20 protein-coding genes are annotated in these 18,112 nt (G+C 66.9%); 6 read left to right on the top strand and 14 right to left on the bottom strand.

The features are described from left to right. Positions 1–22: 22 nt before the first annotated feature. Complete coding sequence (locus tag ACIOTO_RS16025) at positions 23–433, bottom strand: VOC family protein (RefSeq protein ID WP_105710341.1); 411 nt, start codon at positions 431–433, stop codon at positions 23–25. A gap of 5 nt (positions 434–438) precedes the next feature. Then, positions 439–837, bottom strand: coding sequence for a helix-turn-helix transcriptional regulator (locus tag ACIOTO_RS16030; RefSeq protein WP_051662469.1), 399 nt, complete (start codon positions 835–837; stop codon positions 439–441). Between the two features lie 182 nt (positions 838–1,019). Between ACIOTO_RS16030 and ACIOTO_RS16035 the strand changes: the two genes are divergently transcribed. Next, positions 1,020–1,616, top strand: a complete 597-nt coding sequence (locus ACIOTO_RS16035) for an HdeD family acid-resistance protein (RefSeq protein WP_400858560.1) — start codon at positions 1,020–1,022, stop codon at positions 1,614–1,616. Positions 1,617–1,683: 67 nt separating this feature from the next. Here ACIOTO_RS16035 and ACIOTO_RS16040 read toward each other — a convergent pair whose 3' ends face one another. Beyond that, positions 1,684–2,448 carry an SDR family oxidoreductase gene (locus ACIOTO_RS16040; RefSeq protein WP_029263394.1) on the bottom strand — a complete coding sequence of 255 codons (765 nt, stop codon included), beginning with the start codon at positions 2,446–2,448 and terminating at the stop codon, positions 1,684–1,686. Between the two features lie 122 nt (positions 2,449–2,570). Between ACIOTO_RS16040 and ACIOTO_RS16045 the strand changes: the two genes are divergently transcribed. The 4 genes from ACIOTO_RS16045 (at position 2,571) to ACIOTO_RS16060 (ending at position 5,267) form a co-directional block, all read left to right on the top strand. Beyond that, positions 2,571–3,044 (top strand): NfeD family protein, encoded by a 474-nt coding sequence (locus ACIOTO_RS16045; protein WP_105709927.1) that lies wholly within the window; start codon positions 2,571–2,573, stop codon positions 3,042–3,044. A gap of 10 nt (positions 3,045–3,054) precedes the next feature. Beyond that, the gene (locus ACIOTO_RS16050) at positions 3,055–3,984 is read left to right on the top strand and encodes an SPFH domain-containing protein (protein WP_400858561.1); all 930 of its coding nucleotides are present in this window, start codon (positions 3,055–3,057) and stop codon (positions 3,982–3,984) included. After that, positions 3,981–4,751 (top strand): glycerophosphodiester phosphodiesterase family protein, encoded by a 771-nt coding sequence (locus ACIOTO_RS16055; RefSeq protein WP_372466821.1) that lies wholly within the window; start codon positions 3,981–3,983, stop codon positions 4,749–4,751. Before ACIOTO_RS16050 ends, ACIOTO_RS16055 begins: the two co-directional genes overlap by 4 nt. A gap of 132 nt (positions 4,752–4,883) precedes the next feature. Further along, positions 4,884–5,267, top strand: coding sequence for an RNA polymerase-binding protein RbpA (locus ACIOTO_RS16060; protein WP_029263398.1), 384 nt, complete (start codon positions 4,884–4,886; stop codon positions 5,265–5,267). Here ACIOTO_RS16060 and lnt read toward each other — a convergent pair. From lnt to ACIOTO_RS16105, 9 genes are read right to left on the bottom strand one after another with little or no spacing between them, the layout of a single operon-like run. After that, a complete protein-coding gene (gene lnt / locus ACIOTO_RS16065) occupies positions 5,242–6,798 on the bottom strand; it encodes an apolipoprotein N-acyltransferase (protein WP_400858562.1) in 1,557 nt (518 codons plus the stop codon). The two genes, ACIOTO_RS16060 and lnt, sit on opposite strands and share 26 nt — an antisense overlap. A gap of 2 nt (positions 6,799–6,800) precedes the next feature. Continuing rightward, a complete protein-coding gene (locus ACIOTO_RS16070; RefSeq protein WP_400858563.1) occupies positions 6,801–9,275 on the bottom strand; it encodes a DEAD/DEAH box helicase in 2,475 nt (824 codons plus the stop codon). Then, entirely contained in the window at positions 9,272–10,030 is a 759-nt protein-coding gene (tatC, locus tag ACIOTO_RS16075) for a twin-arginine translocase subunit TatC (protein ID WP_029263401.1), read from the bottom strand. Before tatC ends, ACIOTO_RS16070 begins: the two co-directional genes overlap by 4 nt. A 56-nt stretch (positions 10,031–10,086) precedes the next feature. After that, positions 10,087–10,323 carry a twin-arginine translocase TatA/TatE family subunit gene (tatA, locus tag ACIOTO_RS16080; RefSeq protein ID WP_105709923.1) on the bottom strand — a complete coding sequence of 79 codons (237 nt, stop codon included), beginning with the start codon at positions 10,321–10,323 and terminating at the stop codon, positions 10,087–10,089. A gap of 44 nt (positions 10,324–10,367) precedes the next feature. After that, positions 10,368–11,351 carry a helix-turn-helix transcriptional regulator gene (locus tag ACIOTO_RS16085; RefSeq protein ID WP_400858564.1) on the bottom strand — a complete coding sequence of 328 codons (984 nt, stop codon included), beginning with the start codon at positions 11,349–11,351 and terminating at the stop codon, positions 10,368–10,370. After that, positions 11,348–12,340, bottom strand: a complete 993-nt coding sequence (locus ACIOTO_RS16090) for a helix-turn-helix transcriptional regulator (protein WP_400858565.1) — start codon at positions 12,338–12,340, stop codon at positions 11,348–11,350. The genes ACIOTO_RS16085 and ACIOTO_RS16090 overlap by 4 nt, the downstream gene beginning before the upstream one ends. After that, the gene (locus tag ACIOTO_RS16095; RefSeq protein ID WP_400858566.1) at positions 12,340–13,272 is read right to left on the bottom strand and encodes a hypothetical protein; all 933 of its coding nucleotides are present in this window, start codon (positions 13,270–13,272) and stop codon (positions 12,340–12,342) included. The genes ACIOTO_RS16090 and ACIOTO_RS16095 overlap by 1 nt, the downstream gene beginning before the upstream one ends. A gap of 10 nt (positions 13,273–13,282) precedes the next feature. Further along, positions 13,283–14,302 (bottom strand): tRNA (adenine-N1)-methyltransferase, encoded by a 1,020-nt coding sequence (locus ACIOTO_RS16100; RefSeq protein WP_029263406.1) that lies wholly within the window; start codon positions 14,300–14,302, stop codon positions 13,283–13,285. After that, on the bottom strand, positions 14,299–14,991 hold the full coding sequence (locus ACIOTO_RS16105) for an HAD family hydrolase (protein WP_374956806.1): 693 nt from the start codon (positions 14,989–14,991) through the stop codon (positions 14,299–14,301). Before ACIOTO_RS16105 ends, ACIOTO_RS16100 begins: the two co-directional genes overlap by 4 nt. An 81-nt stretch (positions 14,992–15,072) precedes the next feature. Between ACIOTO_RS16105 and ACIOTO_RS16110 the strand changes: the two genes are divergently transcribed. Next, on the top strand, positions 15,073–15,921 hold the full coding sequence (locus tag ACIOTO_RS16110) for a PAC2 family protein (RefSeq protein WP_029263408.1): 849 nt from the start codon (positions 15,073–15,075) through the stop codon (positions 15,919–15,921). A 7-nt stretch (positions 15,922–15,928) separates the two neighbouring features. Here ACIOTO_RS16110 and ACIOTO_RS16115 read toward each other — a convergent pair whose 3' ends face one another. Further along, entirely contained in the window at positions 15,929–16,753 is an 825-nt protein-coding gene (locus ACIOTO_RS16115; protein WP_105709918.1) for an undecaprenyl-diphosphate phosphatase, read from the bottom strand. A 40-nt stretch (positions 16,754–16,793) separates the two neighbouring features. Then, entirely contained in the window at positions 16,794–18,089 is a 1,296-nt protein-coding gene (locus ACIOTO_RS16120) for a M20/M25/M40 family metallo-hydrolase (protein WP_029263410.1), read from the bottom strand. Between the last annotated feature and the right edge of the window lie 23 nt (positions 18,090–18,112).

Raw genomic sequence — 18,112 nt, forward strand, 5'->3', positions numbered from 1 at the left:
TCCTTCGTGAATCGGAGAGTGTTCAGGCTGCTTGATTGATACGCAGCAGATTGCCCGCGGGGTCCCGGAACGCGCAGTCGCGCACGCCGTACGGCTGATCCATCGGCTCCTGCACGACGTCGGCACCGCTGTCGACGAGGCGGGAGAACAGATCGTCGACGTCATCGCTCGCGAGGGTCAGCGCCGCGTAGCTGCCCTTGGCGATGAGCTCGAGTATCGTCTGACGCTCGGTCTCCGTGATCCCCGGGTCGGTTGCCGGCGGATGCAGCACGATCGAGGTCTCCGGCTGACCCTCGGGACCGACCGTGAGCCAGCGGAGACCGTCGTAGCCGACGTCGTTGCGCACCTCGAACCCGAGGGCGTCCCGGTAGAAGGCGAGAGCGGCCTCGGCGTCGGTGTGGGGAAGGAAGGCGTAATGGATGCTGATCTTCATGGTGTTCACGTTAGATGCGTGTCGGTGCGCGGTGCTTCTTGATTCCTGATCGGTCTGGTGACCTGCTTCACCTGGAACGAGGGAATCCCCTCGACGTTCGCGGCGCGTTCACGGTACACGCTGGGTGGGACACCCACCAGCTCCGAGAATCTCGTGCTGAAGGTTCCGAGCGACGAGCACCCGACTTCGAAGCACACTTCCGTCACCGTGAGGTCTCCGCGTCGCAGCAGTGCCATCGCGCGTTCGATCCGACGCGTCATCAGATAGGAGTAAGGCGACTCGCCGTATGCCTCCCGGAAGCACCGGCTGAGGTGCCCCGCCGACATGTGCACTCCGCGCGCGAGCGCCTCCACATCGAGGGGTTTCGCGTACTCCCGATCGATCCGGTCTCTGACCTTGCGCATCACGATGAGCTCGCGCAAACGCGTCTCGTCCGGGCCTGTCACCCGTCGATCCTGTCATGTCGCCCCGAGTCCCGCGATGACTTCGAGCAACACGGTCGGCGGAGCTTGCCCCACGTCCGCCTGCGAGAGCGCTACCCTGAGGGTGCATCCTCACAGGAACTTCTCAGAAAGGGGTCCCCACCATGTCTGAACCACTCACCCAGGCGAAGTCACTGTTCAAGTCGATCCGTGTCTCGCTGGCCGTAGCGGGCGTTCTCGCTCTCCTCGCCGGAATCGTCCTCCTGGTCTGGCCGGTGAAGTCCGCGGTCATCGTGACGGCGATCTTCGCCTCCTACCTCGTCATCGCCGGCCTGGTCTACATCGGCCTCGGGATCTTCTCGGGCGCGAAGGGCGGATGGGCTCGCGTGGGACACATCGTCCTCGGCCTGCTCTACGTCGTCGCCGGCGTCATCGCGTTCTTCAACCTGAGCGCCGCGGCGGCAACGCTGGCCTTCGTCGTCGTGATCTTCATCGGTGTCAGCTGGATCGTCGACGGCGTCGTCGCCCTGACGCTCCTCGGCAGCGACGGCTCGCGGGTCTGGACCGTCCTGTACGCCATCCTCAGCATCATCGCGGGAATCATCGTGCTGTTCTCGCCGCTGATCGCCGGGTTCGCCTTCTGGCTGCTGCTCGGCATCTCGCTGATCGTGCTCGGAATCATCCAGATCGTGCGTGCCATCACGCTCGGCAAGGATGAGAAGGAGTACGTCGCCGCCGTCCAGGGAGACCCCGTCAGCTGACGTCTCCCCCCATCGCCGAAACGGCCCCGTCCTGCGTCAGCAGGACGGGGCCGATTCTCGTCTGCGGCTACTCGGCGACGAACGCGCTCACATCTCCGACGAGCCGCGTGTTGTCGGAGGGCACCGGGTCGACCGCGGCCTTGGCCACCTCGGCGGCGAATTCGGAGACGTTGTAGAGCTTGCCGGCCGATTCCCGGCGTTCGGCGATCGCGCCCGGGTTCGCCCGCTCCAGCAGGGTGGCGGTGATCGTGCCCTCGATCATGTCGCCGGAGACGACCGTGAAGCCGATCCCCTTCTCGGCGAGAGCCGGGATGAGCTCACGGAGTGCATCCTCCCCCGCTCGCTTCGACAGGGCTACCGGTTCGTACTCCGGCATGGTCGGCGTCGTCCGGATGAAGTGCGCCTGGTGGCTGGTGACGAATACGACGCGCGCCCCGTCGCCCAACAGAGGGGTCGCCGCGTTCAGCACGTTGAGCTGCGCATCCCGGTTGAGCGTGAGCGCGTAGTCCTCGGCCATCCCCGACTCCATGCCACCGGAGGCGTTCAGTACGAGGACATCCAGACGTCCGTACTCCGCGCGGACGGCGTCGAACATCTGGGCCACGGATGCGGGATCGGTGAGGTCGGCCCCCACCACGAGCGCCCGACGTCCGAGCTCGCGCAGCTGCGCGGCGAGCTTCTCGGCGCGCGGTGCCTTGTTGCGGAAGTTGATGACGACATCCGCGCCGGCCTCGGCGAGGTAGCGGACGGTGTCTGCGCCGATCCCGCGTGATGAGCCGGTGACGAGCGCCACCTTGCCGTCGAGGGAACCTGCGGGAAGAACGTCGGTCACGGTGACTCCTCATGATGCGCGAAAAGGCCGTGATCGCACGGCTCACTCACACTATCAAGGGAGCGCTGTGGCACCCGGATCGGCGGTCCCCCGCGTGATACGTTGACCACAAAGGAGGCCGCATGGACAACTTCACGACATTCGTCACGTTCATCGACCAATGGGCTTGGATCGGCTGGCTGGTCCTGATCGCCGTGTTCCTCGTCATCGAGATGCTCTCGTTGGACTTCACGTTCCTCATGCTCAGCTTCGGCAGTGTCGTCGGACTGGTGACTGATCTGCTGGGTGTCCCGGTCTGGGTGCAGGTGATCATCGCGGCCGTGGCGGCGGCAGCGTTCATCCTCTTCCTCCGACCGCCGTTGCTCAAGCGCCTCCGGCGCGGCGAAGACCCGACGAAGTCCAACGTGGACGCTCTCGTCGATCTGCGCGGCATCGCGCTGGCCGAGATCACGCAGATCTCCGGCCAGGCGAAGCTCGCCAACGGCGACACCTGGACCGCGCGCACCGCTACGCCGGTCGCCATCCCTCAGGGAGCCCCGATCGCCGTGAGCGCGATCAACGGCGCGACCGCCATCGTCCGACCCGTCAACGACTAGGAGAACCCCCTTGGACGACGCATCGTTCATTCCCGCAGCGATCGGCTGGATCCTCGCCATCGCGGTGATCATCTTCGTGGTGGTCACCGTCGCACGCGCCATCAGGATCATCCCCCAGGCGACGGCCGGCGTCGTCGAACGCCTCGGCCGCTATCACAAGACCCTCACCCCCGGACTCAACATCCTGGTCCCCTTCATCGACCGGCTCCGGCCGCTGATCGACATGCGTGAGCAGGTCGTCTCGTTCCCGCCGCAGCCGGTGATCACCGAGGACAACCTCGTCGTCTCGATCGACACGGTCGTGTACTTCCAGGTGACGGATGCCCGCGCGGCGACGTATGAGATCGCCAACTACCTCGGCGCCGTCGAGCAGCTCACCACGACGACGCTGCGAAACGTCGTCGGTGGCCTCAACCTCGAGGAAGCCCTGACCAGCCGTGACAACATCAACGGTCAGCTCCGGGTGGTGCTCGACGAGGCGACCGGCAAGTGGGGCATCCGCGTGGGCCGCGTCGAGCTCAAGGCGATCGATCCGCCCATCTCCATTCAGGACTCCATGGAGAAGCAGATGCGCGCTGAGCGTGACCGCCGCGCCGCGATCCTGACGGCGGAGGGCACCAAGCAGTCGGCGATCCTCGAGGCGGAAGGCGCTCGCCAGGCCGAGATCCTCCGAGCCGAGGGTGACAAGCAGGCCGCCGTCCTCCGCGCCCAGGGTGAGGCCGAGGCGATCCAGAACGTCTTCACCGCCATCCACCAGGGCGCGCCCGACGACAAGCTCCTCGCCTACCAGTACCTCCAGATGCTGCCGAAGATCAGCGAGGGACAGTCCAACAAGCTGTGGATCATCCCGAGTGAGCTCACCGAGGTGCTCAAGGGCATCGGCAGCGCATTCACTCCGAAGCCGGGTCAGGGCCCGACGAACACGCTTCCCGGCGCGTGACGCACCCGTACTTCACGAAGGCGCGGCATCCTCGGGTCCTCGCTCACCGCGGTCTGGTCACCGCGGAGGGCGAGGATTCGGGCATCTGGGAGAACTCCGCTGCTGCCTTCGCCGCCGCACACGCGGCGGGCGCCGAGTATGTCGAGACCGACTGCCAGGTCACGGCGGATGGCGATGTGGTGCTGTTCCACGACTCGACACTCGAGAGGCTCGTCGGTGACACGCGAGCAGTGCGGGACGTGCGCACGCGGGAGCTACGCGAGATCCTCTCCGCCCACGGCGGACTGCTCACGGTGGCGGAGGCGCTCGACTCGTTTCCCGATGTGCGCTTCAACATCGATGTGAAGACACCCGCCGCTGTCGAACCGCTCGGACCGATTCTGGTCGAACACACCCACCGCGTGCTCGTCACGAGTTTCTCAGACGCGAGCCGCCGCGCCGCCGTCTCCTCCGTCTTGCGGGCCGGCGCCTCGCTTCGGCCCGCGACATCGGGCGGAAGCCGCACGATCGCGGGGCTTCGCGCGCTGTCCGCGCTCCGCCTCTCCTCCGCACGCGTGCTCCAGGGAATCGACGCGCTCCAGATCCCCGAGCGACACGGAGCGCTCACCGTGCTCACCCCTGCCCTCGTCCGCGCCGCCCACCGACGCGGTGTCGAGATACATGTGTGGACGGTCAACGATCCCGCCGATATGCGCCGTCTCGTTGCCGCCGGAGTCGATGGGATCGTCTCGGATCGGTCTGACGTCGCCCTTCGGACTCTGTCCTGAACCGACGACTCCCGACGCGCCCCATAACCTCCGGCGCTGAGATTCAGCTGTGAATCGCGCCGAGATGCCGCCCGCGTGGATGAAGCGCACAGGCTGGAGCGTTATACCTGACAGCGACGAGAGGACCACAAAATGGCAGATCGCAGCCTGCGCGGCATCCGACTCGGCGCCCAGAGCCTACAGAGCGAAGAGGGCGTCGTTTTCATGGAGCGCCGTGAGACCACCTACACCTGTGACACCTGCGGCCACGTCACGAACCTGATGTTCGCGGCCGACGCCGAACCGCCCCAGACCTGGGAATGCCGCGCCTGCGGTGCCGAAGCACGCCTGAACGTCGACGGCCAGGCCGTGACGCTCGAAGCGAGCGATGAGAAGGCCGCTCGCACCCACTGGGACATGCTCATGGAGCGCCGTACCCGTGCGGAGCTCGAAGAGTTGCTGGAAGAGCGACTCGCCTTCATCCGCGCCCGCCGCGGCGCCGGAGAAGACCCTACCCGCGAGAAGATCGGGGCGTAGCGCCCCGGGCGCGCCACCACCCGAGGAGAAGCGCGCCCAGACCGCCCCACAGCAGGAACTGCTTAATCCAAGGGCCCAGGACAACCCCCGCCGTGAGGCCGGAACGAAGCTCGACATCTTCGAGCAGCGCTCCGGCCTCTCCTGCATCCAGGCTGGCCATGGTCGATCCATCGGATCTGATGACCTGACTGGTACCGACGGTCGACACGTTCACGACACTGCGACCTGTCTCGATGGCGCGCATCCGGGCGAAGGACAGCTGCTGCAGATTCTCGTCGGTGCCTCGGAAGTCGGCATTGTTGGTCTGGAAGACCAACACCTCGGCGCCGTCGTTGAGCCCTTCCCGGATCACGTCGTCGTAGATGACGTCGAAGCAGATGGCGAGCCCGATTGCGACGCCGTCGACCTCGACGATCGGCGGGTTCGACCCAGGCGTGTACTCCCGCTGGATGAGGCCGATCAAGTCGGGGGCCAGGGCGTTGAAGAACGCTCGGTCGGGCACGTATTCGCCGAAGGGAACGGGGTGTCGTTTGTCGTGCGTCTGCGTGGCCGTGCCGTCGGCGGTCCACAGCATCGAGGTGTTGAAGTAGAGATCATCCCGCGCGGTCGCCGCATTCGCGAGCAGCGGCGCATCGATCCGGTTCGATACGAGAGTCATCCTCCGGGCGATCGCCGCGTTCTCGAAGGGGTCGGCGTCCAGAGAACCCTCCGGCCACACGACGAGATCGACATCCTCTCCGTAGAGCGGCACCGTCGCGTCGGTCTGCGCCTGGACCACCGAGAACGGCTCGCGTTCGTCGAAATACCCGGTCGGTCCATTGCCCTGAACCGCGGCGACCCTCATCGACCCCGACGACATGGTCGGGAACAGCGGAGTGAAGAGCAGGACCACGACCAGCACCGGCGGTACCAGCAAGACGAGCGGACGACGCCACCCGCGCGTGCGGACGAGCTCGATCAGCATCGCGACCAGCAGCACCATCAGGAAACTGAGACCGCTCACCCCGAGCCATGAGGAGATTGGCGCGAGGGGGCTCTCGGCCTGGCTCATCCCGATCCGCGCCCAGGGGAAGCCGCCGTACGGCCAGGAGCCGACGAAGAGCTCCCGACCGACCCACAGGGCCGCGACGACCGTCGGAAGCCCCAGGACACGCCCTGCAGCGCCGGGAAACGCACGGGGCAGCCATCTGTAGGCGAGTGCGATGGGCACGAGCGCGATGGCGGTGAGACCGCCTTCCACGACGCTGAGCGCCGCCCACGGAATCGGCCCGAGGTAGCGAGACGTCCAGGAGACCAGTAGAGCGAAGAAGAGGATGCCGTAGACCAGACCGACCAGAAGTGCGCCGCCGAACCGTCTGCCGATCAGCGCCACGAGCACAAGAGCTGCGGCGGGGAATGCGAGCGCCCATACTGCGGCGCCCGGATAGGCGAGGTTCATCAGCAGTGCCCCGAGCGCGGCTGTGGGCACCGCCGCCCACAGGGGCAGCAGCGCGCGCTCGGGCGCAGCGGCGTTCGCGGACGTCGTCGCCATCATCACATCGACGAATAGGCGACGATGCCGCGGCGCACACCGTCGAGGGCACTGCGTGCGGTGCGCGCGACAGCCGCATCCTCGGCCACGATGGACAGCTGATCGAGGAGGTCGATCGTCTGCTTCGCCCAGCGCACGAAGTCTCCCGCGGCCATGTCGGCGTCGATCAGCACCCGGTCGAGCATGCCGCCGCGAGCCCAGGCATGCATCGCGCCGGCGAGCCCGGCGGCGAGCGGTTCGCTGCCCGGCAGGCGATGATCCTGTTCGAGGTCGTCGAGTTCGGCCCAGAGCGTCGTCGTCTTCTCCCAGGCCGTGCGGAATGCTCCACGCGGGAGACCCCGCTCCCCCGAGTTCGCCTCGTCACGGCGCGGTTCGTACACGAGGCAGCACGCCATCGCCGCGAGTGAGGGGGCATCGAGGCCCGCCCAGAGTCCCTGGCGCAGCGACTCTGCGACGAGGAGATCTCGCTCACCGTAGATCCGGCGCATCGTGCGCCCGGCTTCCGTCAACGTGGTCTCGCCATCGACTTCCGTGAGGTAGTCCAGAGTCTCGAGTACCTCGACGACCCGATCGAACACGCGCGCCACCGTCCCGGTCCGGGTCTCGATCTGACGCCGGATCCGATCGGTCTGGCGCTTGAGCTTCCAGTAGCGTTCCGCCCAGCGCGCGTGTGCTTCCCGATCCGGACAGCGATGGCAGGGGTGGCGCTGCATCTGCGTGCGCAGCGTCTGGATGCGTTTCATCCGTTTGTCGCGCGACGCCCGTGGCGCCTGGGAATCCTGACGATTCTTCTTCTCGAGATCGCTGAGCTCCCGGCGAATGGCGGCGTACTCAGGGAAGTCGCCGTGCTCGCAGGCCATCGAGCTCTGGTATCCCGCCAGCGACGCTTCAGCTTCTCGCACCTGGCGCGCCAGTCCGACGACGGCGCGATCCGCCTGGAACTGCGCGAACGACGACTCGAGGATCTCACGAGCCCTGGCCTTGCCGAACATGTCGATCAGGTTCACGGCCATGTTGTAGGTGGGGCGGAAGCTCGAATTCAGCGGGTACGTGCGGCGCGATGCCAGCGCGGCGACGGCCTGTGGGTCCATGCCTTCGGTCCACTGCACGACCGCATGACCTTCGACGTCGATCCCCCGCCTTCCGGCGCGACCGGTGAGCTGGGTGTACTCCCCCGAGGTGATCGCGACCCGGGCCTCGCCGTTGAACTTCTCCATCTTCTCGAGCACGACGGTGCGGGCGGGCATGTTGATGCCGAGCGCCAGAGTCTCCGTCGCGAAGACGACCTTCACGAGTTTGCGTCGGTACAGCTCCTCGACGACTTCCTTGAACGCCGGCAGCAGACCCGCGTGGTGCGAGGCGACGCCGCGCTCGAGGTTGTCCAGCCACTCCCAGTAGCCGAGCACGTCGAGGTCTTCGTCCTGGAGAGTCCGGGTGCGGTCCTCAACGAGCGCACGGATCTCCGCGCGTTCCTCGGCGGAAGTCAGCCGAACCCCGGCGCGCCGCACCTGCTGCACTGCGGCGTCGCACCCCACGCGACTGAAGATGAAGAAGATGGCGGGGAGGAGGTTCGCTCGCTCCAGGAGGTGCACGACTTCCGGACGATCCATCCGCTCGATCCGGTGGGCGTTGGCGGCGCGAACGGGCCGCCGTCCACCCCGCGGCGGACGCTTCGCCTGTCGCCCGGCATGGCGGTCACTGCGGTACGACTGCACCTGCCGGTTGTTGTCGTAGTTCGACCCGGTCGACGAGCGGATGCGCATCAGCTCCTGGTTCACCTGCGCGGTCGCGATGCCCGCACGATCGTCGAAGAGCGGAAGCAGGTCATCGCGAACGAGGACGTGCTGCTCAAGCGGCACGGGCCTGATCTCGGAGACGATGACGTCGGTGTCGCCGCGCACCGTGTCGAGCCAGTCGCCGAACTCCTCGGCATTGGAGACCGTGGCGCTCAGTGACACCAATCGCACCCGCTGAGGCAGGTGGATGATGACCTCTTCCCACACCGCGCCGCGGAAACGATCTGCGAGGTAGTGGACTTCGTCCATGATCACGTAGCGCAGGTCGCGGAGCGCGGCGGAGTCGGCGTAGATCATGTTGCGGAGGACCTCGGTGGTCATCACCACGATCCGCGCGTTGCCGTTGATGTTGGTGTCACCGGTGAGCAGACCGACCTGATCCGCTCCGTACACCTCGACCAACTCACGGAACTTCTGGTTCGAGAGCGCCTTCATCGGCGTGGTGTAGAACGCCTTGTCGCTCGGGGTCCGCATCGCGAGATGGATCGCGAACTCGCCGACGATCGTCTTGCCAGCCCCCGTCGGTGCGGCCACCAGCACACTGCGGCCGTTCTCCAGAGCATGGCATCCCGCGACCTGGAACGGATCGAGCTCGAACTTCTGCAGTGCCGCGAACGCCGAGGATTCCGGGTGCTCCGCTGCCTGCTGCGCCTGCGCGTACCTATCGGACGGCGAACTCATACCGCGTCCGGCAACAGCCCGGTCGCTTCGTCGCGCTTGCGTTTGCGCCGGTCGAATAGCAGAGAGAGGCCGGCGGCAGCGAAGAAGAGGACGATCAGGATCCCCGCGAGCATCAGCATGCTGACCACGTCGGCGGCCGGGGTCGCGAGCGCGGCGAACACCGTCGCGATGATGATGGCGATGCGCCAGCCCTTGAGGATCGCCCGGCCCGACATGACCCCGGCGAGGTTCAGCGCGACGAGGAACACCGGCAGGACGAACGAGACGCCGATGACGATCATCAGCTTGAAGACGAAGTCGTAGTACTCCTGCGCGTAGTAGAAGTTGGTCGCACCGTCGGGCGTGAAACTCCACATGAGCTCGATCACGTGCGGCATGATCATCACGCCCAGGTAGCACCCGGCGAAGAACAGCGGGACGGCAGCGACCACGAAGCCGACTGTGTACTTGATCTCCTTGCGGGTCAGGCCGGGCATGATGAACGCCCACACCTGCCACAGCCAGACCGGCGCCGAGATGAAGAGGCCGATCGAGAAGGCGATCCGCATGCGCATGTCGAACGCGGCAGTCACCGTGCCGAAGTTGAGCGCACTGAAGTCATCACCGCGTTTCTCGGTGATGATGCGGATGGGCTCCGTGATGAAGTGGATGACCGGGTCGGCGACGATGAATGCCACGACCATGCCCACGACCAGAGCGAGCGCCGCGTACATCAGACGCTTGCGCAATTCGACGAGATGCGCGCCCAGCGACATCCGCCGATCCCGATCCGCCTTCGGCATCACGGTCGGTTCGATGGCTGCCACGGCCGTCAGGCGCGAGGCGGAGTCTCAGGGTCTGCGCCCGAGTCCTTGACCGACGTGGGGTCGGCGATGGTCGAGTCGGCGCGAGGCGCGTCCTCTTCCTTCATCGCCTTCATCTCACCCTTGAAGACGCGGGCGGACTGGCCCATGCTCTTCGCCAGCGCCGGCAGCTTGGCGGCACCGAACAGAAGGAGGATGACGGCGAGCACGATCAGAAGGTGCCAGCCTTGCATTCCAGCGAACATGTAAGGATTCCCGTCGTCGATGAGCGTTCGGTTCAGTCTACAGATCAATGCTCGGCATCGGGGCGGCGATACAGCGCGAGTCCCGACGCGGCCCAGTCCCGCGTGGCAGATCGGGCGATACCCGGCTCCAACACCTCCATCGCGCCGCCGAATCTCCCGGCGAGCCTCTTGACGCCGCGCGGATCGGCGAGGTGGAGCGTGGTGGTCACCGCCCCGTCGACCACGTCGGGTTGCCCGGTGGGAACGAAGCCGCCCAAAAGGGGGGCGAGGCGCTCCGGCACACGCACGGTGACCTCGCGCTCGTCGTCGAGACCGGCGAAAGCCTCGGGAACGTGTTCACCGCCGTGGGTGATCGGGATGTCGGTGAGGGTCGGTGCGCTGACGCGGTCGAGATGGAACGTCCTCATCGCCTGCCGCATATGGCACCACCCCTGTAGGTACCACTGGCCGTTCGTGATGAGGATCTGCATCGGGTCGACCGTTCTGGTCGTCGGCGCGGCATCCGGAGCCTGATAGGTGAAGGCGATCGCGACGCCCTCGTGCAGCCCCCGAGCGACGGCTTCGCGCACCTCGTCGACGGCGCTCGGCGCGACGACCACCTCGGCGGGAGCATCCGCGGCACCGCGAGACAGCTTCGAGATGAGCCCGGCGACGAGTCCCGAGTCCGAGACGGCCGGCACCGCTGCGACCATCTGCAGTCCGGCGAGGAGCGCCGCCGCTTCACGGGCAGTGAAGCGCGGAACTCGACGCAGGGCCACGTCGTTGGTGATCTCGATGACGTCCTCGAGGTCGAGCAGGTCCCAGTTGATGTCGAACATCTCCTGCGGCTGCTGCCAATAGCCGGACTCCCCGGGGAGCCCGATCACCGTCAGCTTCTCGACCATGCCGCGCATCTCCTGCGGCGTCACGCCGAATTCCTCTGCGGCTTCGGTGAGAGACACCTGGCCGTGCTCGAGCAGGTACGGCACAAGAGTGAGGTAGAGGCGGACGCGGTCGGCTGCGAGCAACGGCTTGGACTTCGCGCTCATGACGCCTCCGCCTGATCGGTGTGCGATTCGACGACCGCTCGCAACCGCTCGATGACCGCGGCGCGCAGCGCGACCGGTTCGACCACCCGCACCTCGGGTCCGTAGGAGGCGAGCTCATCGGCGAAGATGTGCAGGTCGACGAACGGGACGTGGATTCCCTGCGGCGCCGACGTCGCACGACGCCCGAGCCGCAGTGCCGCCTCGGTGCCGGGCGTCACCTCCAGCAGAGCCGAGTTCGCAGCCGCCACGCGCTCCAGGCCGGAGAGCGCCCGCTCCCCCGCTCCGTCTCGGAGCGCGGAGTCGAAGGTCGTGGGGCTCACCTTGACGGGGCCCACGATACGACTGAGTAGGAACGTCCTGTCCTCCTCGACGTCCACGTCGATGCCGAACACGTGCCACCGGGCCTCGTAGTCGACCAGTGCCAACGGACGGATCCGCCGCCGCCGAGGCGCATCCTCCCCGGGCTTCAGATAATCGAAGGCGACGACGCGGCACCGCTCGATCGCATCCTGGAGCGGCACGAAGGCCGCGTCACGGGCGGTGATGCGCGGCGCGAACCCGATGATCGGCTCATCCCCGTCGATGCCCAGGGCACGGATCTTGCGGACGCCCGATTGCGCGTCACCAGACACGGACTCCGAGCTCCAGACGCTCCCGGCCAGTTGCAGTACGGCCATCTCCGCGGCGGAGAACTCGATGTCACCGGGCAGGTCGTATTCCGCTTGCGGAATGCGGTAACGGGCTTCTCGGAGGTCGTTCGGATCAGCCGCGTCCCCGATCGTCTCGATCGGCACGCCGAGGGTGCGCAACTCGTCTTTGTCCCGCTCGAACATCTTCTCCAGCGCGTCGGAGCGCGTGCCCGCATCCGCCCGCTGCCGATATCCGGAGACGTTGTCGAGGATCTGCTGCTTGGTCAGCCCGATCTCCGTGGCCATCAGCGCCACGACGAGATTCGTCAGGCGTTCTTCCGCGGGGATCCGACTGGCCATCACTGCGTCGGCGCCGTGACTGCGCCCAGGATGTCGACGACGTACGCGACGGCAGGACCGGCGTCACCTGCCGGGGTCACGACAAGGATCTGCGAGCCCACGGTCTCGCCGATGAGCGCCTCTGCGACGGTCGGTGCCGAGGTCGAGAGATCACCGGTCGGTCCCTGGCCCCACGTGCTGTTGATGACCTTCTTGTCATCCCAGCCCACAGCCATCACGTTCAGGAGGGGGATCTGGCCCGCTTCGACCTCATCACCGTCGCCCTTGATGAGGGTCTGGACAACCTGCTCCGTGGGTGCGGCGCTGTCCGGAATGATGACGCCCGGCGTGCCATCAGGAGCGCGCACCACGGTCGGCATGCCCTTCGCGTCGTTGAACTGCAGGGAACCCTCGGCGCGGGAGAGGAACACATCGACCACATCGATGACGAACACCGCGTTGTCGTCGGCCGCGAGACCGAACCCTTCGAGGTTGTTCGCACCGAAGTCTTCCGGGGTGAGTGCGGCGACGATCCGGGACCCTTCCGTCGCGCACTCGAACACCGACTCGAGCCCGGGTGACTGCGTCGCCCAGTAGTCGGCCGTGGAGACCTGCCCCTTGGACTCGTCGTACGAGGTCGAGTAGACCTGCTTGCCGGTCTCACCGCTGAAGATCGAGAGCTCCACCACGAGAGCCTGCGCGTTGTCGAGGATCTTCCGGCCGTCGCCCACCGTCGTGTCGGCGAAAGCGGTCTCCTTGAGGTGCAGCGGGCTGAACACGCTCACGTCCGGCGTCGACCCGACGTCGCCTTCCACGGTCACGGCGTCACGGATCTCGTTCGATCCGGCCCCGCGATCACACGCGACGCCACCGTCGGGTGCCGCGGCGGTGCAGCCGGTCAGAGCGAGGACGGCAAGGCTGAGAGAGGCCAGAACGGCGGACGTTTTACGCACGCGCTCCAGTCTATTCCGTCGCGTGCCCGGAATCGCGCGACGCCGCAGCAAGGCGTGCCCCCTCGGCAGCCTTCTCGGCCTCCCGCGCCCGCTTGCGCAGGTTCTTGTCACTGATCTCCCGGTCGCCCACGGCTCCAGGGGTCCATGCCTCGACATCCTCGTCGCCGTAACTGCTCTTGGAAGCGCGTCGCTTGACCGAAGGCGCGACGGCGCCCGGCGCGAGTCGTCGCGCCGTCAGCAGGAACCCGGTGTGAGCGACCATGCGGTGATCCGGACGCACGGCGAGCCCCTCGACATGCCACCCGCGGACCATCGTCTCGGAGGCATCCGGCTCGGTGAAGAGCCCGGTGCCTCGGATGTACTCCGCGACACGCGACAGCTGCGTCGCCGTGGCCACGTAGCAGAGGACGACACCGCCGGGGGTGAGCGCATCGGCGACGGCATCCATGCACTCCCAGGGAGCGAGCATGTCCAGTACCACCCGGTCGACGGTGCCGGCCGGCACCTCATTCGGGAGCGACTCGACGAGGTCGCCCACGACGACGCGCCAGGTGTCGGGGTGTTCGCCGAAGAACGTCTCGACGTTGCCGCGGGCGACGTCGGCGAAGTCCTCGCGGCGTTCGAACGAGATCAGGTTTCCCACCGGGCCGACGGCCCGCAGGAGCGAAAGGGAGAGCGCCCCGGATCCGACCCCGGCCTCGACGACCGTCGCTCCGGGGAAGATGTCGGCCTGCATCACGATCTGCGCCGCATCTTTCGGGTACACGATCGCTGCACCGCGGGGCATCGACATCGCGAAGTCCCTCAGCAGGGGACGGAGCGCCAGGTAGTCGTGTCCGGAGCTGTTGGCCACGACGGAGCCGTCGGGAAGGCCGATCAGGTCACGATGGCGCAGCACGCCCTGGTGCGTGTGCAGCTCCCCGTCCTCGCGGAGCGTCACCGTGTGCAGGCGGCCCTTCGGACCGGTCAGCTGCACTCGATCGCCTGGTCGGAAAGGACCACTCGGCCTCGGTACGCGGCTCTCGGTCATCGGGGTGCTCCTGTCCGGGCGTTGATGCTGTCGAAGAGATCGGTGAGGTCGCCGGTATTCCTTCCGGCGAGCGTCGTCCACAGCTCGTGCGCCCCGAGGTGGTCGAGCGGCACGATGTGCGGCACGGCGAGCGTCAGCGCGCCCGAGGCGAGTCCGGCGCGGACGCCGGTCGGCGAATCCTCGATGACGATCACATCGGCGATGTCGACGTCGAGGAGGGCCGCTGCCTGCAGGTAGGGCTCCGGGTGCGGCTTCGGGTTGTCCACATCGTCCCCGGCCACGACGAGGTCGAACGCCTCGAAGTCGATCAGATCGACGACGCTCAGCGCCATCCTCCGCAGGGACATCGTCACGAGACCCGTCGGAATTCCCGCGCTCCGAAGGTCGCTCAGGAGTTCGCGAGCTCCCGGGCGGAACGGCACGCCACTGGTGCGGAGCGAATCCTGCACGGCGTCGGTCAAATGGTCGACGATCGCCTGGGCCTCCATCGTGACGCCGGCCCCCTGGAGGATCACCGCGCTGTCGAGCAGGCCGCTTCCGACGAGCTGCAGCGCATCCTCGTGACTCCACGATCCGCCGAAGGATTCGACCAGCGCCGTCTCGGCCGCCATCCAATAGGGTTCGGTGTCGACGAGTGTTCCATCCATGTCCCACAGGACCGCGCTGGGCTTTCTGCTCACTGAACCCATGCTAGCCGGGGTACCGCCCGCATCCCGCCGTCGCGGACTAGCCTGGAAGGATCTCGTCCATGATCTCGAAGGGAGCCCACGATGGATGTTCTCGGTCAGCGCATCGTCATCGCCGCCTTCGACGGCTGGAACGATGCGGGTGAAGCGGCGAGTGGCGCCATCGAGGCGCTGCGGGCTTCATCGGAGTACGACCTCGTGCACTCCGTCGATCCCGAGCTGTACTTCGATTACCAGTACACGCGACCGTCGAGCCGGATGGACGCCGAGGGGCGACGTCGACTGACATGGCCGGAGGCCGGGCTGTGGCGTCCCCGCGATCCGGGGCCGGGACCCGAGTTCTGGCTGCTCACCGGCGCGGAGCCCGCGCGAACCTGGCAGGCGTTCGCCTCGGAGTTCATCGACGTGGCTCTGCGCGATGACATCACCGGACTCGTCACCCTCGGCGCGATGCTCTCGGACGTCCCCCACACCCGGCCGATCTCGATCTTCGCCTCCAGCCAGAACGAGCAGGTGCGGGAAGCTCACGACCTCGAGCGCTCGCTCTACGAGGGCCCGGTCGGCATCCTTTCCGTCATCGAGCACTTCGCCGAGAACGCGGGGATCCCCACCGCCAGCCTATGGGCCAGCGTGCCGCATTACGTCGCGTCGGCGACGCCCTCGCCGAAGGTGACTCTCGCCCTGCTCGACCGGCTCGAGGAGCTGACCGGTGCCGACGTGGATCGCCAGACGCTGCGCACCGAGGCCGCGGCCTGGGAGGCTTCGATCGATGCGGCCGCGTCGGAGGACGAAGACATGGCCGAGTACATCCGTCAGCTCGAGCGCACGCGCGACACGTGGGACTCCCCCGAGGCGTCCGGCGATGCGATCGCGCAGGCATTCGAGCGGTATCTCCGCCGTCGCGATGACGGTCCAGGAGACCGCAAGCGCTGAGTCCGGGTCAGGCCGCGATCACACCGGTACCGAGTAGGACCAGGAGCACGGTGCCGAGCAGGATCCGGTAGATCACGAACGGCAGGAAGCTGCGCTTCGAGATCCAGTTCATGAAGAACGCGATGACGCCGAGCGCCACCACGAACGCGATGCCCGTCGCCGCGAGCGTGTCGCCGAACGAGAAGAACGACGGCTCGTCCCAGCTCTTGAACACCTGGTAGAAGCCACTGCCGAACACCGCGGGGATCGCGAGCAGGAAGGCGTAGCGGGCGGCAGCGGCGCGCTCGTAACCGAGGAAGAGCCCCATCGTGATGGTGCCGCCCGAGCGGGAGACGCCCGGGATCAGCGCCAGTGCCTGCGCGAATCCGAAGGCGATGCCGTGCGGGTACGTGAGGTCGTTCAACTTCCGGCGCTTCGCCCCGACGTAGTCGGCGACGCCGAGCAGGATGCCGAAGACGATGAGCATGATCGCGACGATCCACATCGACCGGAGGACCGTCTCGATCTGGTCCTGGAAGAGCAGCCCGAGAACCACGATCGGGATGCTGCCGATGATGATCATCCAGCCCATCCGCGCGTCGGGATCATTGCGCGGCGCCTTGCCGACGAGCGAGCGGAACCACTGGCCGATGATGCGCACGATGTCACGCCAGAAGAACACGACGACCGCGGCCTCGGTACCGATCTGTGTGATCGCGGTGAAGGCCGCGCCCGGGTCCTCGCCCGACGGCAGGAACGTGCCGAGGATGCGCAGATGGGCGCTGGAGGAGATCGGGAGGAACTCGGTGAGTCCCTGGACAATGCCCAGGATCAGTGCTTCGAGCAGGTGCATGGAGAGCTTTCAGTTCAGAGAGGCACGGAGCGCGCAGCGCTCAGTACGTGCGCAGCAGATCGGCCAGCACCCGCTGGCCGAAGACAAGCGATTCTACGGGTACTCGCTCATCGACTCCGTGGAACATGCCTGTGAAGTCCAAGTCGGCGGGGAGCTTCAACGGCGCGAAGCCGTACCCGGTGATGCCCAGGTAGGCCAGCGCCTTGTTGTCGGTGCCGGCGCCCAGCAGGTACGGGATCACGGGGACACCGGGGTCGTGGCGACCGATGCTGGCGACCATCGCCTCGACGAGCTCGCCCTCGAACGGTGTCTCCATGCCGATGTCACGGACGACCGTCTGGATCTCGATGTCGTCACCGACGATCTGCTGCAACTCGGCGAGCACATCGTCTTCGGTCCCGGGGATGACGCGGACATCGATGAGTGCCTCGGCACGCTCCGGGATCACGTTGTGCTTGTATCCGGCGGTCAGAGCCGTGGGATTCGTGGTCGTCCGGAACGATGACCTCAGGAACGCCTCCGCGGGGCCCGCGGCAGCGGCGAGGGCATCGGGGTCGTCGGCACTGCGCCCGCTCAGCGCGCTGAGGCCCTCCAGCAGCGCCGTGGTCGTCGGCGTCAGACGGATCGGCCAGCGCGTGCGGCCGATCGCCGCGACGGCCTCCGAGAGCTTCGTCACGGCATTGTCGTCGTGCAGGCGGCTGCCGTGACCCGCACGACCCTTCGCCACCAGGCGGATCCAGATCAGCGCCTTCTCGCCGACCTGCAGCAGGTACGCACGCCGATCGTCCACAGTGATCGAGTACCCCCCGACCTCGCTGATCGCGGCCGTCGCCCCTTCGAACCACTCCGGGCGGTTCTGGACGACGAGAGCCGAACCTTCGACGCCCCCGTTCTCTTCGTCGGCGAAGAACGCCAGGATGAGGTCGCGCTCCGGCTGCTCCCCCGCCCGCAGGATCTCGGCGACGGAGGTGAGGATCATCGCGTTCATGTTCTTCATGTCCACGGCGCCGCGTCCCCACAGCATGCCGTCCTGGACGAGGCCGGCGAACGGATCGACGCTCCAGTCGTCAGCCATCGCCGGCACGACGTCGAGATGTCCGTGCACGACGAGTGCGGGTTTGGTCCGATCGCGGCCCGGAACACGGGCCATCACGTTGGTACGGCGCTCGATCGGCTCGTAGTACTCGACCTCCAGCCCGAGCTCCTCGAGGTAGGCGCCCACGTACTCCGCAGCCTCACGCTCGCCCTTCGCATTCCCTCCACCGAAGTTGGATGTGTCGAAGCGGATGAGGTCGCTGGCGATGCGCACGACCTCGGGAAGAGAGGGATCGGTCATGTGCTCCAGGCTATCGAAACGGC

The organism is Microbacterium sp. NPDC087592, from assembly GCF_044743585.1.
Lineage (GTDB): Bacteria > Actinomycetota > Actinomycetes > Actinomycetales > Microbacteriaceae > Microbacterium.

Excerpts from the sequence above, each read along its gene's own strand:
- ACIOTO_RS16110 (WP_029263408.1), top strand. The coding sequence starts at position 15,073 with ATGGATGTTCTCGGTCAGCGCATCGTCATCGCCGCCTTCGACGGCTGG.
- ACIOTO_RS16045 (WP_105709927.1), top strand. The coding sequence starts at position 2,571 with ATGGACAACTTCACGACATTCGTCACGTTCATCGACCAATGGGCTTGG.
- lnt (WP_400858562.1), bottom strand. The coding sequence starts at position 6,798 with ATGGCGACGACGTCCGCGAACGCCGCTGCGCCCGAGCGCGCGCTGCTG.
- tatA (WP_105709923.1), bottom strand. The coding sequence starts at position 10,323 with ATGTTCGCTGGAATGCAAGGCTGGCACCTTCTGATCGTGCTCGCCGTC.
- tatC (WP_029263401.1), bottom strand. The coding sequence starts at position 10,030 with ATGTCGCTGGGCGCGCATCTCGTCGAATTGCGCAAGCGTCTGATGTAC.
- ACIOTO_RS16090 (WP_400858565.1), bottom strand. The coding sequence starts at position 12,340 with ATGGCCAGTCGGATCCCCGCGGAAGAACGCCTGACGAATCTCGTCGTG.
- ACIOTO_RS16030 (WP_051662469.1), bottom strand. The coding sequence starts at position 837 with ATGCGCAAGGTCAGAGACCGGATCGATCGGGAGTACGCGAAACCCCTC.
- ACIOTO_RS16035 (WP_400858560.1), top strand. The coding sequence starts at position 1,020 with ATGTCTGAACCACTCACCCAGGCGAAGTCACTGTTCAAGTCGATCCGT.
- ACIOTO_RS16120 (WP_029263410.1), bottom strand. The coding sequence starts at position 18,089 with ATGACCGATCCCTCTCTTCCCGAGGTCGTGCGCATCGCCAGCGACCTC.
- ACIOTO_RS16025 (WP_105710341.1), bottom strand. The coding sequence starts at position 433 with ATGAAGATCAGCATCCATTACGCCTTCCTTCCCCACACCGACGCCGAG.
- ACIOTO_RS16105 (WP_374956806.1), bottom strand. The coding sequence starts at position 14,991 with ATGGGTTCAGTGAGCAGAAAGCCCAGCGCGGTCCTGTGGGACATGGAT.
- ACIOTO_RS16060 (WP_029263398.1), top strand. The coding sequence starts at position 4,884 with ATGGCAGATCGCAGCCTGCGCGGCATCCGACTCGGCGCCCAGAGCCTA.
- ACIOTO_RS16115 (WP_105709918.1), bottom strand. The coding sequence starts at position 16,753 with ATGCACCTGCTCGAAGCACTGATCCTGGGCATTGTCCAGGGACTCACC.
- ACIOTO_RS16085 (WP_400858564.1), bottom strand. The coding sequence starts at position 11,351 with ATGAGCGCGAAGTCCAAGCCGTTGCTCGCAGCCGACCGCGTCCGCCTC.
- ACIOTO_RS16100 (WP_029263406.1), bottom strand. The coding sequence starts at position 14,302 with ATGACCGAGAGCCGCGTACCGAGGCCGAGTGGTCCTTTCCGACCAGGC.
- ACIOTO_RS16070 (WP_400858563.1), bottom strand. The coding sequence starts at position 9,275 with ATGAGTTCGCCGTCCGATAGGTACGCGCAGGCGCAGCAGGCAGCGGAG.